Here is a 13,785-nt window from a genome sequence, read left to right as displayed (position 1 = left end):
TCAGGAAATGGCCGCGATGGCCACCCGCCTCCAGCCCCTGGGCGATGACGGCATCGGCTCCGTGGTCAGCAAACCACTGCGCTTCTGCCACCGTGGTGGCGCTGGCAAACACTTTTGCGCCTGTGGCTTTTACCTGGGCAAGCAACTCGGGCTCGGGCAAGCCGAAGTGGAAACTGACCACGGCAGGCCTGAACTCTGCAAGCAGAGCCGCATGCTCATCATTGAAGGGGGCCCGAGCGGGAGCACGCGACGGTGCAGCGGCATCCACCCCAAACTCGGTGTAATAGGGTGACAGCACCTGGCGCCAGCGCTGCTCCGCTGTCGGTTCCGGCTCGTGCTGCCGATGGCAAAAGAAGTTGATGTTGTATGGGCCCGGCCCGCTGGCGGCGAGGCGGCTCAGCTCCTGGCGCAGATCGGCACCACTCAGCATGGCGGCAGGCAGGGAGCCCAGTGCCCCCGCACTGGTCGCCGCCATCGCCAGGGCGCAGTCCTGCACGCCCGCCATGGGGGCCTGAATGACGGGATAGCGCATCCCCAGTTCGGCAAAGGGCGTCATATGACGGTTTCCTGTTTCTGATGGTGAGTCTGATTGTGCGCCAGAGGCGGGTTGAGTCGGCAGAGCGCACCTGACGTGCTGACACGTCGTCTGGCGATGTCGCCTGTCCAGTTTCCGGCCAGACATCCTGTCTTCGCTTTCATCCATCAGGCCCCTTGAGGTTCATGGCACATCGGGCCCGCGAAGGGCCCGAACGTGAAGTGTCAACGCACGCTGCGCAGCAGGAAGTCCGGCTGGCCACAGGAGCGGCGCTCCCGCTTCTGCATCTCGTCGGAGCAGGGAACGGCATCCGTCCCCTGCTTGTTGATGCAGATGTAGATCTCCCGCAGGAAACGGCCCCCATCAGCGCAGGCCACCGTGATGTTATCGGGGGCCAGCCACTCGCTGGCGCTCGCCAGATCAGCCTTGAGCTGGAAGCTGCTTTTGCGCAGCGGCTCTTCCGGCGATTGATAGGAGGCCGGGATCTTCACCTTCTGGCGCAGATCGCTGGCCAGCTTATGGAAGGCCTGCTGGCTCAGGCCGGAGCAGGTGCCGTGCTTCTCCCATTCATGGCGATAGAGGAAGCGGCTGGGGTAGAGCCCGGCAAACTGCTGCTCCATATCCGCATCCAGCCGCTCGCGGGTGCAGCTGGCGGGGTAGCCGCGCTGATACTGGGGCCAGAGCCCATGCAGCACGAACCCCAGCTTGCGGGCGCACTGCTCCCGATCCCCTGGCTTGATGGCGCAGTGCTCGGGCGACCAGGAGAGTGCCATGGCGTAATAGTCAAACTCCCCCGCATAGCCTTTGCCCTGGGCGGCGGAGATCCACAACAGCGACCCCACCAGCCATACCATGACCTGCTTCATCTCTCGTTCCCCCTCATCTCTTTGCACCCGGTGGCGCCCCATTTTGCGCCCTCATGCTCCCATAACAGGGAGTCAAAGAACAATCGCTCAAAATGGCCTTACTCACTGTGGGTCAGACCAGTAAAAGGTTTCCCCTGCCGGATCAGAGGCGTAAGCTGGCTCTCCGGCGGGCCTTCATGACGCGCCACGTTTCCCCGATTTCATCAGCAACAGGACGTAACATGATCCGCAAGAATCCCTCAGGTCACCTGCCCGTTATCGACGAATCCGCCTATATCGACAAGACCGCCATCATCTGTGGCAAGGTGATCATCAAGGAGAACGTGTTTGTCGGCCCCTATGCCGTGATCCGCGCAGACGAAGTGGACGAGAGCGGTGACATGGAACCCATCGTCATCGGCGCCAACTCCAACATTCAGGATGGCGTCGTCATCCACTCCAAATCCGGCGCTGCCGTCACCATCGGCGAGTTCAGCTCCATCGCCCACCGCAGCATCGTCCACGGGCCCTGCGAAGTGGGTAACCGGGTCTTCATCGGCTTCAACAGCGTGCTGTTCAACTGCCACATCGGCGAAGGGTCAGTGGTTCGCCACAACTCCGTGGTCGATGGCTGCGATATTCCCCCCGGCTTCTATGTCCCCTCCACCACCCGCATCAACCAGCAGAGCGATCTGGCGCAGATCCCGCGCGTCACCGTGGACGCCACCGAGTTCTCCGAGGATGTGGCTCACACCAACATCGACCTGGTCAGGGGTTACAAGGCGCTCTCCAACGAGTTTTGATCCGGCGAGCGGTTCACGACACACAACGGGCGCCACGGCGCCCGTTGTCACAACTGTAAAGAGGGCGAAAAGAGGGTGTAAAGGTGGTTGAGCCGGGCGCACGCGTCGCGTTTGATGGGGGCGTTCCCATCAATGGAGTCATCATCATGTCACGCTATCCTGTCGCCCTTGCCCTGCTGCTGGGCACCACGCTCCTTCATGCCGGCGAGATGCCGCCCCCGATGGGCGCCCGCCAGGGAGGCCCCATGACACCGCCCCCCTCCGTGCTCTATCACGCCAGCAAGCAGGGTGCGGATCCCCAGGCCCTGGTCCAGGCGCTGTCCAAAAACATTGATGCCGCCAAGCCGGATACCCGCTACGAGGTCACGGTCAGCGTGCGCGAACTGCCGCCCCAGCCACTCAAACCCCAGCCCGCCGGTGCGCCGCTCAAGGGGCAGTGAGATGAGTCTGCACCGCCCTTCACTCTGGCTGCTTGCCATGGCCATCGCCCTGCCCGCCATGGCGGGTCCGGGGAACATGGGCAGACCGGGCGGATGGGAGAGCCCTGCCCCGCAGTACGGCCATGGGGCTGGCCCCGGCTTCGGCCACCGCGTCGACAGGCTGCCGGGAGGGGTGGAAACCCTGCTGCTGGCCGGGCTCACCTACTATGTGCTCGACGGCATCTTCTACCGTCGGCAGGAGAACCACTATGTGGTGGTCTCCCCACCTCCTCAGGTCCTGGTGGTGGCAGAGACAGGGCTCATCCCCCTGGATCTGGATGGCCGCCGCTATTACGTCAGGGAGGGTCACTACTACCTGCGAGAAATAGACGGGCGCTACACCGAGGTGCCGCCGCCCGCGGCGCTGCGCTGAATCGCACGGTGGAACAGATACGAGCAGGGGGCCTTGGCCCCCTCTTTCATTACCGGGGTTTTACCCCACTCGGGTCTGAGCCGCGTACCTCAGGACGGGTCATGCAGGGGCAGCGTCATGGTCACTCTCAGCCCCCCCTGTGCGCGATTGCGCGCCTGGATGGTACCGCCCTGTAGAATCACCGCCTTGCGGGCGATGGCGAGCCCGAGCCCGTAGCCCTTGCCCATGCGGGGTGAGCCGATGCGCACGAAGGGGTCGAAGATCCCCGCCAGCTTCCCCTCCTCCACCCCGGGCCCCCGATCGGCGATGGAGAGCTGCACCTCCTGGCCCAGGCGCAGCAAGCGAACATTCACCATCTGGCCCGACTGCGAGAAACGCAGGGCGTTGCGCACCACGTTATCCACGGCGCGGCGCACCAGCTCGGCATGCCCCAGCAGGAGACAACCCTCCCCCAGCGCCGCCTCGAGCGCTATCTCGACTCCGGATTGCTGGGCTTCGAACCTGGCATCCTGGACAACCGTCTCCACCAGCGCCAGCAGGTCGTAGTGGCTCTGCTCAAGCCCGTGGCCCTGCTCGGCACGGGAGAGGGTCAGCAGCTCCCCTATCATCCTGTCCATCCGCTCCGTCTCGAGCCGGATCCGCGCCAGGGCGTCGCTCGCCTTCTCCGGGCGCTGCTCCGCCAGGCCGATGGCCATCTGGATGCGGGCCAGGGGGGATCGCAGCTCGTGGGAGACGTCGTGAAGCAGTTGCTCGCGCCCCTCGACCAGTTGCTGCAACCGCTCCACCATGAGATCGAACTCCTTCGCCACCTCCGTGAGCTCGTCCCGGCGCCAGCGCAGAGCGGGCCAGAGTCTGACCCCCAGATCCCCTCTGGCTACCCGATCGAAGCTGCGCCGCAGGGCGTTCATGGGCCGGGTCAGGTGCCAGGCGAACAGAATGCTGAACAAGAGTCCCCCCAGGCCGCCAATCCAGAGCATGGGCGGAGGAATGTTGAGCCAGGAGAGGGGGCCGGGAGCCGGCCCGCCGGGGAGGACGCGCGGGTCCGCTCTGGTCTGCAGCAGATAGGTCTGCCCGTCGCTGGCAATCACGGTGCGTGTCAGCACGCTGCCCGGGCCAGGTTCCCCGGAGGCTGTCAACCTGGATGCCCGGGGCGCTGGCCGGGGAGGCGCATCGGAGACATCGAGGAGTGTTATCTGCAGCAACGGCGGCGACATGGCCTGGCTCAATGCCGTCGCAGCCTCGATTCCCCCCTTTGCCAGCACGGCTGCCGCCATCTCCAGATGCTGGCTCGCCAACTGCTGGGCCAGGTGCTCTTCCGGGGGAGCACGCTCGGCACGAAAACCGAGCCAGAGCAGTTGGCTGACCAGCACGATGGCCAGCCAGAACCCCAGCAGAATCTTCCAGAACAAACGTCCCTTGAGGATCACCGTATCTTGTACCCTATGCTGCGCACCGTCTCTATGGTGACGGCCTCCCCCGCCTTCTGCTGCAGTTTCTGCCTCAGGTTGCAGATGTGCACATCGACGCTGCGATCATAGGCCTCCCGCGGGCGCCCTACCCCTTGCAGGGAGAGGGTGTCCTTGGTGACCACCTGCTCCGGTGCTCGCACCAGCAACACCAGCATGTTGAACTCGGTGGCGGTCAGCTCCAGCGGCTCCCCCTGCCAGAGGCAGACCCGGTTGGCCGGGGTGACCGTCAGATCCCCCAGGATGAGGGCATCCGGCGAGGGGGTTGCGCTCCCCCCCTCGTTGACCCGCCGCAGAACGGCCCGCAGCCGGGCCACCAGCTCCCTGGGGTAGCAGGGTTTGGGCACATAGTCATCGGCCCCCATCTCCAGTCCCACCACTCGATCCACGTTGTCCCCCTTGGCGGTCAGCATGATGATCGGCAGGCGGCTGCGCTGGCGCACCTGGCGCAGCACCTCGGTGCCGCTCAAGTCGGGCAGCATCACATCCAGCAGCAGGGCGCTGTAACGGCCGGAGAGGGCATGGTGCACACCTTCCCCTCCGGTCAGCACCTGGGTGGTATCAAACCCTTCTCCCCCCAGGTATTCACTCAACATGGCGCCCAGTTCGGCATCGTCATCCACCAGCAGGATCTTCATATGCGGTCTCCCTTGTCGGCGGCCATTTTCGCCGCTTGCCACGCACTTGGCAGCCATTTTTACGAAACCCTTACGCTTGGCGCAAAGAGCCTTAACCCGGCTCTGGGGTAGAGTGCCGCCGTGATCGTCATTCAGGATACAGGTTGTCATGCCCACGTTCTCCCCTCGTCTCTTCTGGCTGCTGCCCCTGTGCGCCCTCGCCCTGTTGCTGGCCTGGCGCCCCCAAGCCAAGGCACCCGCCAGCGACTACATCACCGCCAGTGCCGAGACCCGGGATCTGGAGCAGCTCATCATGGCGGACGGCACCCTGAAGGCGCGCAAGCAGGTGAGCGTGGGCGCCCAGGTGTCGGGCCAGATCAAGAAACTGCACGTGACTCTGGGGCAGGAGGTCAAACAGGGGGAGCTGCTGGTCGAGATCGACGATCTGCCCCAGCAGAACGCCCTCAAGGATGCCCTGGCCCAGCGCGACAACCTCCAGGCCCAGCTGGATTCCAAAGAGGCCACCCTTCGCAATGCTCGCCTGGCATACCAGCGCCAGCGGCAGATCGTCGCAAGAGGCCTTGGCAGCACGGCCGACCATGACAGCGCCAAGGCGACCCTGGACGAGACCCTGGCCGATATCCGGGCCCTCAACGCCCAGCGGGTGCAGGCCGAGATCGCGGTGGACACCGCCCGGGTCAACCTGGGGTATACCCGGATCCTGGCCCCCCTCTCCGGTACCGTGGTGGCCATGCCGGTGGAGGAGGGGCAGACCCTCAACGCCAGCCAGAGCACCCCTACCCTGCTCAAGATTGCCCAGCTCGACACCATGACGGTGGAGGCCAGGATCTCCGAGGCCGACGTCATCAACGTCCGGGTCGGCATGCCGGTCTATTTCACCATTCTTGGCAACAGCCAGCGCCGCTTCGAGGGATCCCTGCGGGCCATCGAGCCCGCCCCCGACACCATCAATGACGACGACACCACCACCAGCAGCAGCGACAGCAGCGCCATCTATTATCACGGCCTGTTCGAGGTGCCCAACCAGGATGGTCAGCTCAGGATCAGCATGACGGCCCAGGTCTATCTGGTGGTCGCCCGGCTCAAAGATGCGCTGGTGATCCCGGCCATCGCCCTGCAGGGGGATCAGGTCAGGGTGATCGACGACGGAGGCCGGATCAGCCTGCGCCAGGTCAGGGTCGGCCTGAACAACAAGGTGGATGCCCAGATCCTGTCGGGCCTGAGCGCCGGTGAGCGGGTCATCGTCAGCGAAGTGAGTGCAGGCCAGAGCAACGCCGCCGGGGGCATGCCGCCCCCCATGGGGATGTGACCATGGGCGCCTTGTTGCAACTGCGGGGCATCCGCCGCCACTTCAAAGAGGGTGAGCGCACCGTCACCGTGCTCGATGGCATCGATCTGGCGATCGCCCGTGGAGAGATGGTGGCCATCGTCGGCGCTTCGGGCTCCGGCAAATCCACCCTGATGAACCTGCTGGGCTGCCTGGATCAGCCAAGCGAGGGGGCCTATCTGGTGGCCGGGCGCGACACTGCCACCCTCAGCCGGGACGAGCTCGCCGCCCTGCGCCGGGAGCACTTCGGCTTCATTTTCCAGCGTTATCACCTGCTGGCGGATCTCGATGCCCGCACCAATGTGGAAGTGCCCGCCCTCTACGCCGGTCTGGATCCGGCCGAGCGACGCCAGCGGGCCGAGGCCCTGCTGACCCGCTTCGGCCTCGCCAGCCGGCTCGAACACAAGCCAAGCCAGCTCTCCGGCGGCCAGCAGCAGCGGGTCAGCATCGCCCGGGCCCTCATCAACGGCGGCGAGGTGATCCTGGCCGACGAGCCGACCGGGGCCCTCGACAGCCAGAGCGGCGCCGAGGTGATGGCGAGCCTTCAAGCTCTGCATCGCCAGGGCCACACCCTGGTGATCGTCACCCACGACATGGACATCGCCCGCCACGCCGAGCGGATCATCGAACTGAAAGATGGCCGGGTGATCGCCGATCGCCGCACGCGCGAGCCACAGGCCCTTCCCCAGGCGACCCAGGCCGCCACCAAGACGTCCGCCAGGGGGAAGACCCCGCGGATGGCGGGGCTCGGGAATGCCCTGCAGATGGCCCTCAAGGCCATGGTTGCCCAGCGTCTGCGCACCTTTCTCACCATGCTCGGCATCATCATAGGTATCGCCTCGGTGGTGACCGTGGTGGCCCTCGGGCAGGGCTCCCGGGAGCGGGTGCTGGGGAACATCAACGCCATGGGCACCAGCACCCTGGAAGTGTTCCCCGGCCGCGGCTTCGGGGACATGCGCTCCGCTACCATACAGACGTTGCGGATCGGGGACGCCGAGGCCATCGCCCGGCTGGACTACGTGCACAGCGTCACCCCCAGCCTCAGCACCAGCGCCACCCTGCGCCTTGGCAGCACCGCCGTCTCCGGCACCATCAACGGCGTCGGCGCCCAGTTCTTCCAGGTCAGGGGCTATCGCCTGGCCCAGGGCATGGGCTTTGATCGCCAGAGCGAGGAGAGCCTGGCCCAGGAGGTGGTGATCGACGAGCACACCCGGGACAAGCTGTTCGCCCCGACCCAGTCCCCCCTGGGCCAGGTGATCCTGCTGGGGGATCTGCCCTGCCGGGTGATCGGGGTCGCCATCAAGAACCAGAGCGGCTTTGGCAGCGACGAGACCCTCAACGTCTGGATCCCTCATACCACCGCCATGAGCCGCCTGCTGGGGCAGAGCCATCTGCGCAGCATCAGCGTGCGGGTACGGGACGAGGTGAGCCTGGACGCCGCCCAGGACGGCATCAGCCGCCTGCTCACCCTGCGCCACGGCAGCCAGGACTTCTTCCTGCTCAACACCGACAGCATCCGCCAGACCATCAGCCAGACCAGCGCCACCCTGACCACGCTGATCGCCCTCATCGCCCTCATTTCCCTGATCGTCGGGGGCATAGGGGTGATGAACATCATGCTGGTCTCGGTCACCGAGCGCACCCGGGAGATAGGGGTGCGGATGGCGGTCGGCGCCCGGACCCGGGATATCCAGCAGCAGTTCCTCATTGAAGCCGTGCTGATCTGCCTGCTGGGGGGCGTGCTCGGCATCGCCCTCTCCCTGCTGCTGGGCCAACTGTTCGACCACTTCAGCAGCGGCGTCCGGATGAGCTACTCCCTTGCCGCCATGGGGGTGGCCTGCCTTTGCGCCAGCCTGATCGGGGTAATATTCGGCTTCGCCCCGGCCCGCCGGGCCGCCAGGCTGGATCCCATCCACGCACTGGAGCGCGAATAGCCCGCATTGACGCCGGGGTGACGCCACTCACCCCGACACCGGATCAGGGGCCGATGCCCGGCCCCGCCACCAAGCCTGAACGCCCGCACTTCTTCCCTGAATGCGCGGGTTCTTTGACCGGGTCCCGTACCCGGTCTTTTTTTGTTTCCCGCCCGCCATACCCACAAAATAAGGTTCTTCGCGGGATCTTGGGGAAGTGGAAGTTGACAGACAGGGTGCTGGTAAACTGGCTGTCTCCAAACACACCACCACCATCACCCTGCTGTCGCCGTGCATCATATTGATATTGCCTCCTTCTGGCCAGGTTATACCGTCATCGCCCAAGCGCTTTCTGCCAACCATCACACCCTGTTTACCCTTGAGCCTCGCGCCGACCTGTTGCCCCGTTGTCGCCGATGCCTGCAACCCACGCCATTGATCCACGACCAACGTATCCGCCGGGTGCGTGAGCGAGACCTATTTGACCGACAAGTCTGGTTACAACTGCCTGTTCGCCGCGTCGACTGTCTGCGCTGTGGTCGCGTCAGTGAACATATCGACTGGCTCCCCTCTGGCTCCCGCCTCACCCGGCGCATGCAGTGCTGGATTGAAGCGCTCGTTCAGTACCTCCCCATCCGCCATGTCAGCCAGCTCACCGGGGTCGGTTGGCACACCATCAAGGAGATCGACAAGCGCCGTTTGCAGACCAGTGTGGGCACCATCGAACTTGGGGAGGTGCGGCGGCTGGTGATGGATGAGTTTGCCCTGCACAAGGGACACCGCTATGCCACCGTGATCATGGATGCCGAGCGAACCCGCGTCCTGTGGGTGGGGCACGGCAACAGCCGGGCCGCTATCCGTCCCTTCTTCGAGCAGCTCGGCGAGCGATGCCAGCAGATTGAAGCGGTGGCGATGGACATGAACACGGCGTTCGACCTGGAGGTGAAGCAACACTGCCCGCAGGCGGAGGTGGTCTACGACCTGTTCCACGTGGTGGCTCGCTATGGCCGAGAGGTGGTGGACCGGGTGCGAGTGGAGCAGGCGAATGCACTGAAAAGCGATAAACCGGCGCGAAAAGTGGTCAAAAGTGCGCGTTGGTTGCTGCTACGTAATCGGGCGAAGTTGAGTGAAAAACAGGATGTGAAGTTGCAGGAGCTGTTGGCGGCGAATCAACCGCTGGCGATGGTGTACGTGCTGAAAGAGGGGTTGAAGGGCATCTGGTATGCGCCGAGCGTGTGGGAAGGATGGCGACGATGGCGGAGCTGGATGCGGCAGGTGAAGGAAAGCGGGCTAGCGCCGCTGCAACGATTTGGTCGAAATTTATCGAAATATATGCGGGGGATCCTGGCGAGTGCAAACTACCCGATGCACACGAGTGTGCTGGAAGGGGTGAACAACAAGATCAAAGTGATAAAGCGTATGGCATATGGATTTAGGGACTCAGAATACTTTTTTCTGAAAATCAAGGCGGCCTTCCCCGGAAAGCCGCGATGAACCCAAAATAAGCCGCCCGAAGGCGGCTTTTGTCATCACGGGCCAGTCGGTTACCCCGGGCCATCAGGCGCCGATGATGCCGCCATCGTCCCGGGTGATCCGCAACACAGCGGAGCGGGGAATGGCGGTGCCGCCGTCCGGGAAATGGGAGGGCGCCCCCTCCTCACCCGGGTGCTGCACCCCGACGAACAGGGTGCGCCAGTCAGGCGTGAAGGTGAGGCCCGTTATTTCGCAGGCCACAGGGCCGGTCAGGAAGCGGCGCACCTCGCCGCTCGCGGGATCGGCGCACAGCATCTGGTTGTTGCCCATGCCGGCAAACTGCTTCTCGTTGGAGTAATCGCCGTCGGTCTGGATCCAGAGCCGCCCCGCCTCGTCGAAGCCGATGCCGTCCGGGCTGTTGAACATGTTGTCCGGATGGATGTTGGCACTGCCCGCCATCAGCCCCTCCTTGTGCACGCCAGGGTTGCCCGCCAGCAGGAAGAGATCCCACTCGAAGCTGTCGCTCCCGTGATCGTCCCCCATCGGGCGCCAGCGGATGATCTGGCCATAGGGGTTCTCGGCCCTGGGGTTGGCGCCATCGAGAGGTTGGTTCTCCTTGAGGCCGCGGTTCTTGTTGTTGGTCAGGGTGCAGTAGACCTCGGCTCTGTGGGGATGCACGGCCACCCACTCGGGCCTGTCCATGGTGGTGGCGCCCAGCCGGGTCGCCGCCTCCCGGGCGAAGATGAGCACCTCCCCCTGATCGGCGAAGCCGTTCTCCCGGGTCAGGCCGTGCTGGCCGTGCACCAGGGGCAGCCACTGGCCGGTGCCCTTGAGCTCCCCCTCCCTGGCCTCGAAGCGAGCCACATAGAGGGTGCCCTCGTCCAGCAGATCCCGGTTCGCAGGATCGTTGCCCGGCGCCACCTTGTTCTTCGAGACGAAGCGGTAGATGTGCTCCCCCCGCTCGTCGTCGCCGAGGTAGACCACGGCGCGGCCATCCTGGTTGACGGTGAAGGCCGCATTCTCATGCTTGAAGCGGCCAAGGGCGGTACGCTTCTTCGGGGTGGAGGCGGGATCGCGGGGATCGATTTCCACCACCCAGCCGAAGCGGTGCGGCTCCTGGGGATGCTTCGCGAGATCGAACCGCTCGTCAAATTTGTGCCAGCCAAAGCCTGCATCCTCGGCGGCCAGGCCGTAGCGGGCGGCGCGCTGGTCCAGCACCGGCTTTCCCTCGCTGCCGAAGTAGCCGTTGACGTTCTCCTCGCAGGTGAGGTAGGTCCCCCAGGGGGTCTGGCCATTGGCGCAGTTGTTGAAGGTGCCAAGGGCGGTGCGCCCCTCGGGATCGGCCTGGGTCTTGAGCAGGGCATGGCCCGCCGCCGGGCCGCTCAATGTCATGGGGGTCGTGGCGGTGATGCGGCGGTTGAGGGCCCCCTTGGGGTTGGCCTGCCACTTGCCATCGATGCGCACCAGCTCCACCAGGGAGACCCCGTGGGCCGCCTGGGCCTTGGCGACAGCCTCTGCACTGAGGGTCTTGCCACCATCTTCAAACAGGTATTCGTAGTTGGTGTATTCGTTGTTGACGGCGAGCAGGGCGCGATCCGGGCCCAGGGAGAAGAAGCTCATGCCGTCGTTGTTGTCGCCAAACTGGCGGGCCTGGGCCTTGGCATCATTGCCTTGGGCAAAGGCGGGGGCATCGGGGAAGAGGGCATCTCCCCAGGCGATCAGCACCTCGGCCTTGTAGCCGGGCGGCACCACTATGGTGTCGGCCACCGAGGCGGGCACGGCCTGGAAGCCAAGCAGCGGCCGGGTTGCGGCGGCCACGGCCTGGGCCACGGGGCTCGCGGCAAAGAAGGCCACCATGCTGGCGGCGCCCACCCCTTTGAGGAAGCCACGGCGGCTCAGGCCCGCCTCGATGAGGCGGTTGAATGCCGGCTCCTGCTCGCGGGGGTGGTTGGCACTGTCTTTCTCGTCAAAACGGCTCATCGGCTTTTCCTTGTTATCTCGGCGCAATCATTGCGTCATCACGGCGTCCGGCCACAGCATGGCAGCGCTTTATTAAGCGAGGATGACAAATGATGAGATAACCGGCTGGCCCGGCAAGACGCCACCGCCAACGACAAGGGGCGGTGGACACCAGTCCCACCGCCCCAAGAGACACATCGCCGACAGAAGCTCTCCCCTCTATCTAGCCGCACGTCTTCAGACTGCTATGCCCGTTTGTACCGGATAGCACCCGATGGCAGCGTCTAGTTGCACTTCTTCAGACTGCTATGCCCGTTTGTACCGGATAGCACCCGCTGGCAGCGTCTAGTTGCACTTCTTCAGGCTGCTATGCCCGTTTGTACCGGATAGCACCCGCTGGCTACGTCTAGTTGCACTTCTTCAGGCTGATATGCCAGTTGGCGCCGGATTGCACCTGGTGTTTGGCGGCGAAGCTGTCCATGTTCAGGGCCACCGACACCTGCAACAGGCTGTTGAGGTAGACCAGGGGCTGGCCCTCCGGCACATCGCCAAAGCTGCTGACGTAGGGGGCCTTGCCCTCGTATTTCAGCGCATCCCCTTCGCTGATCCTGATGCAGGCGTTGTCCCCCTTGTGGATACCCGCCTTGGTCAGCAGGCTGTCGTCGATATTGGTCCAGACGTTGCCGTACTGCACGTCCAGGATCGGAATGGTGCCCTTGAGGGTACCGTCTTGCTCGGCCACCGCGGGCTGATAGGGGATGGTCACCACCTCGGCGGGTAGCAGAGGCCCCACCTGCTCGAAGCTGATGGCACCGGAGGCCAGGCGCGCGCCGGTGTAGGCGTAGACGTCGCGGCCGTGGAAGGTGTAGGACTTCTCGGAGCCCTTGAGGCGGTTGGTCTTCTCGTCTATCTGGCGCACCGCCTCGATACCGAAGTGCTCCGCCGCCAGGGTCAGGGTGCCGTTGTCCGGGCTGACGATGAAGTGGCCGCTCCTGGTCTTGAGCACCACCGACTTGCGTTCGGTGCCGACACCGGGGTCTACCACGCTGACGAAGACGGTGCCCTCGGGCCAGTATTGCAGGGTCTGATAGAGGCGGTAGGAGGCCTCCCAGATGTTGTAGGCCGGGATCTCGTGGGTCAGATCATGGAGCGGCAGGGTGCGGTCCACCCCGAAGGCGACCCCCTTCATGGCGGAGACGGCGCCATCCTTGAGACCGAAGTCGGTCTGGAACACCAGGGCCTCGCTTGCGAAGGCACTAGCCCCCACCAGAGAGAGGGCAAGCACGAGGGCGCGGGGGACGATACGAATATCCATGTCAGGGCTCCTTTCAAGCCGTTTGGACGTCCAGATTGCCACTCAAGGGGATCTTTGCAACCCCTGATGCCCGAATGGGGGGAAAAGACTCGCCAATCCGGACCGCTCGGGTGTATCCATGGGCATTCGACGACAGGAGAGCACCACATGACAGTAGAGAAACGCGACACCATTTTGCTGAGCCTGGGGGAAACCCGGAGCCGAATGCAGATCACCGGGGCGGACGGCGTCAGCCAGACATTTTCGCTGGCCCTGGGGCTGGATGCCCTGACCCCGGGTCCGTTTCGCCGGGACCCGCCGAGCGCCCTGGAGCTGGAGCAGGCCATCCCGGTAACGGAGGATCTGCTGACCCCCCTCGAGCTTGAGCAGGCCATCATGGTGGTGGAAGATGTGCTGATGCCCCTCGCGGCCCATGTTCCGCCTCACCCCGTGCTGCACCTGCAAAGCCCGGTGCCCCTGGCCGAGGTGCTCGGCAACCGGGTGCAGAGCCGGGAGAACATAGAACGGTTGTTCGGCCAGCTTGCCGCCATGGTGGAGGGGGATCCCCTGGCATCGGCCCAGTTGCCGAGGGAGAGGCGCATCGCCGCCGCCCTGCTGATCCTGCGGGAGTGGATGCACCACCTGGATGCCGGGAGCGTCGTCCTGGTCGATGGGTGATG

General features: G+C 64.7%; 13 protein-coding genes (1 of these 13 running past the window's edge). 7 read left to right on the top strand and 6 right to left on the bottom strand.

Going from position 1 to position 13,785, the window contains the following annotated elements:
• Both C2U30_RS18780 and C2U30_RS18775 read right to left on the bottom strand, forming a co-directional pair.
• Positions 1–556 carry the 5' portion of an NAD(P)H-dependent flavin oxidoreductase gene (locus C2U30_RS18780; protein ID WP_103244286.1) on the bottom strand. It extends 491 nt beyond the left edge of the window, so the window shows 556 of its 1,047 coding nt (coding positions 1–556); it begins with the start codon at positions 554–556; its stop codon lies off the left edge, out of view.
• 203 nt (positions 557–759) lie between these two features.
• On the bottom strand, positions 760–1,401 hold the full coding sequence (locus C2U30_RS18775) for a ribonuclease T2 family protein (RefSeq protein ID WP_103244285.1): 642 nt from the start codon (positions 1,399–1,401) through the stop codon (positions 760–762).
• 221 nt (positions 1,402–1,622) lie between these two features.
• Here C2U30_RS18775 and C2U30_RS18770 point away from each other — a divergent pair, with 221 nt between their 5' ends.
• The 3 genes from C2U30_RS18770 (at position 1,623) to C2U30_RS18760 (ending at position 3,035) form a co-directional block, all read left to right on the top strand.
• Entirely contained in the window at positions 1,623–2,183 is a 561-nt protein-coding gene (locus tag C2U30_RS18770; RefSeq protein ID WP_010672952.1) for a gamma carbonic anhydrase family protein, read from the top strand.
• Between the two features lie 146 nt (positions 2,184–2,329).
• A complete protein-coding gene (locus C2U30_RS18765) occupies positions 2,330–2,623 on the top strand; it encodes a hypothetical protein (RefSeq protein WP_042877801.1) in 294 nt (97 codons plus the stop codon).
• Position 2,624: 1 nt separating this feature from the next.
• Positions 2,625–3,035, top strand: coding sequence for a DUF6515 family protein (locus C2U30_RS18760; protein ID WP_010672950.1), 411 nt, complete (start codon positions 2,625–2,627; stop codon positions 3,033–3,035).
• A gap of 89 nt (positions 3,036–3,124) precedes the next feature.
• On the opposite strand, the gene C2U30_RS18755 is transcribed toward C2U30_RS18760, so the two are convergent.
• Positions 3,125–4,444 carry a HAMP domain-containing sensor histidine kinase gene (locus tag C2U30_RS18755; RefSeq protein WP_233720969.1) on the bottom strand — a complete coding sequence of 440 codons (1,320 nt, stop codon included), beginning with the start codon at positions 4,442–4,444 and terminating at the stop codon, positions 3,125–3,127.
• Between the two features lie 14 nt (positions 4,445–4,458).
• Positions 4,459–5,139, bottom strand: a complete 681-nt coding sequence (locus tag C2U30_RS18750) for a response regulator transcription factor (protein ID WP_010672948.1) — start codon at positions 5,137–5,139, stop codon at positions 4,459–4,461.
• Positions 5,140–5,287: 148 nt separating this feature from the next.
• Between C2U30_RS18750 and C2U30_RS18745 the strand changes: the two genes are divergently transcribed.
• The 3 genes from C2U30_RS18745 (at position 5,288) to C2U30_RS18735 (ending at position 9,873) form a co-directional block, all read left to right on the top strand.
• Positions 5,288–6,448: an efflux RND transporter periplasmic adaptor subunit gene (locus C2U30_RS18745; RefSeq protein ID WP_103244283.1), complete on the top strand. Its 1,161-nt coding sequence runs from the start codon at positions 5,288–5,290 to the stop codon at positions 6,446–6,448.
• A gap of 2 nt (positions 6,449–6,450) precedes the next feature.
• On the top strand, positions 6,451–8,400 hold the full coding sequence (locus C2U30_RS18740) for a MacB family efflux pump subunit (protein ID WP_103244282.1): 1,950 nt from the start codon (positions 6,451–6,453) through the stop codon (positions 8,398–8,400).
• 270 nt (positions 8,401–8,670) lie between these two features.
• The gene (locus C2U30_RS18735) at positions 8,671–9,873 is read left to right on the top strand and encodes an ISL3-like element ISAeme19 family transposase (protein ID WP_076611394.1); all 1,203 of its coding nucleotides are present in this window, start codon (positions 8,671–8,673) and stop codon (positions 9,871–9,873) included.
• A 63-nt stretch (positions 9,874–9,936) separates the two neighbouring features.
• Here C2U30_RS18735 and C2U30_RS18730 read toward each other — a convergent pair whose 3' ends face one another.
• Together C2U30_RS18730 and C2U30_RS18725 are read right to left on the bottom strand one after the other, a co-directional pair.
• Positions 9,937–11,832 (bottom strand): PhoX family protein, encoded by a 1,896-nt coding sequence (locus C2U30_RS18730; RefSeq protein WP_103244281.1) that lies wholly within the window; start codon positions 11,830–11,832, stop codon positions 9,937–9,939.
• Between the two features lie 385 nt (positions 11,833–12,217).
• Positions 12,218–13,126 carry an SAM hydrolase/SAM-dependent halogenase family protein gene (locus C2U30_RS18725; protein ID WP_103244280.1) on the bottom strand — a complete coding sequence of 303 codons (909 nt, stop codon included), beginning with the start codon at positions 13,124–13,126 and terminating at the stop codon, positions 12,218–12,220.
• A 147-nt stretch (positions 13,127–13,273) separates the two neighbouring features.
• Between C2U30_RS18725 and C2U30_RS18720 the strand changes: the two genes are divergently transcribed.
• Complete coding sequence (locus C2U30_RS18720) at positions 13,274–13,783, top strand: hypothetical protein (RefSeq protein WP_103244279.1); 510 nt, start codon at positions 13,274–13,276, stop codon at positions 13,781–13,783.
• Positions 13,784–13,785: the final 2 nt, after the last annotated feature.

The sequence above is a fragment of the Aeromonas sp. ASNIH5 genome, assembly GCF_002902865.1.
Lineage (GTDB): Bacteria > Pseudomonadota > Gammaproteobacteria > Enterobacterales > Aeromonadaceae > Aeromonas > Aeromonas caviae.
The sequence above is the reverse complement of the archived record's forward strand: the minus strand, read 5'-3'. Positions and strand labels throughout refer to the sequence as shown.

Bases quoted from the DNA above. Each gene is read 5' to 3' on its own strand.
- C2U30_RS18775 (WP_103244285.1), bottom strand. From the start codon at position 1,401: ATGAAGCAGGTCATGGTATGGCTGGTGGGGTCGCTGTTGTGGATCTCC.
- C2U30_RS18770 (WP_010672952.1), top strand. From the start codon at position 1,623: ATGATCCGCAAGAATCCCTCAGGTCACCTGCCCGTTATCGACGAATCC.
- C2U30_RS18765 (WP_042877801.1), top strand. From the start codon at position 2,330: ATGTCACGCTATCCTGTCGCCCTTGCCCTGCTGCTGGGCACCACGCTC.
- C2U30_RS18760 (WP_010672950.1), top strand. From the start codon at position 2,625: ATGAGTCTGCACCGCCCTTCACTCTGGCTGCTTGCCATGGCCATCGCC.
- C2U30_RS18750 (WP_010672948.1), bottom strand. From the start codon at position 5,139: ATGAAGATCCTGCTGGTGGATGACGATGCCGAACTGGGCGCCATGTTG.
- C2U30_RS18745 (WP_103244283.1), top strand. From the start codon at position 5,288: ATGCCCACGTTCTCCCCTCGTCTCTTCTGGCTGCTGCCCCTGTGCGCC.
- C2U30_RS18740 (WP_103244282.1), top strand. From the start codon at position 6,451: ATGGGCGCCTTGTTGCAACTGCGGGGCATCCGCCGCCACTTCAAAGAG.
- C2U30_RS18730 (WP_103244281.1), bottom strand. From the start codon at position 11,832: ATGAGCCGTTTTGACGAGAAAGACAGTGCCAACCACCCCCGCGAGCAG.
- C2U30_RS18725 (WP_103244280.1), bottom strand. From the start codon at position 13,126: ATGGATATTCGTATCGTCCCCCGCGCCCTCGTGCTTGCCCTCTCTCTG.
- C2U30_RS18720 (WP_103244279.1), top strand. From the start codon at position 13,274: ATGACAGTAGAGAAACGCGACACCATTTTGCTGAGCCTGGGGGAAACC.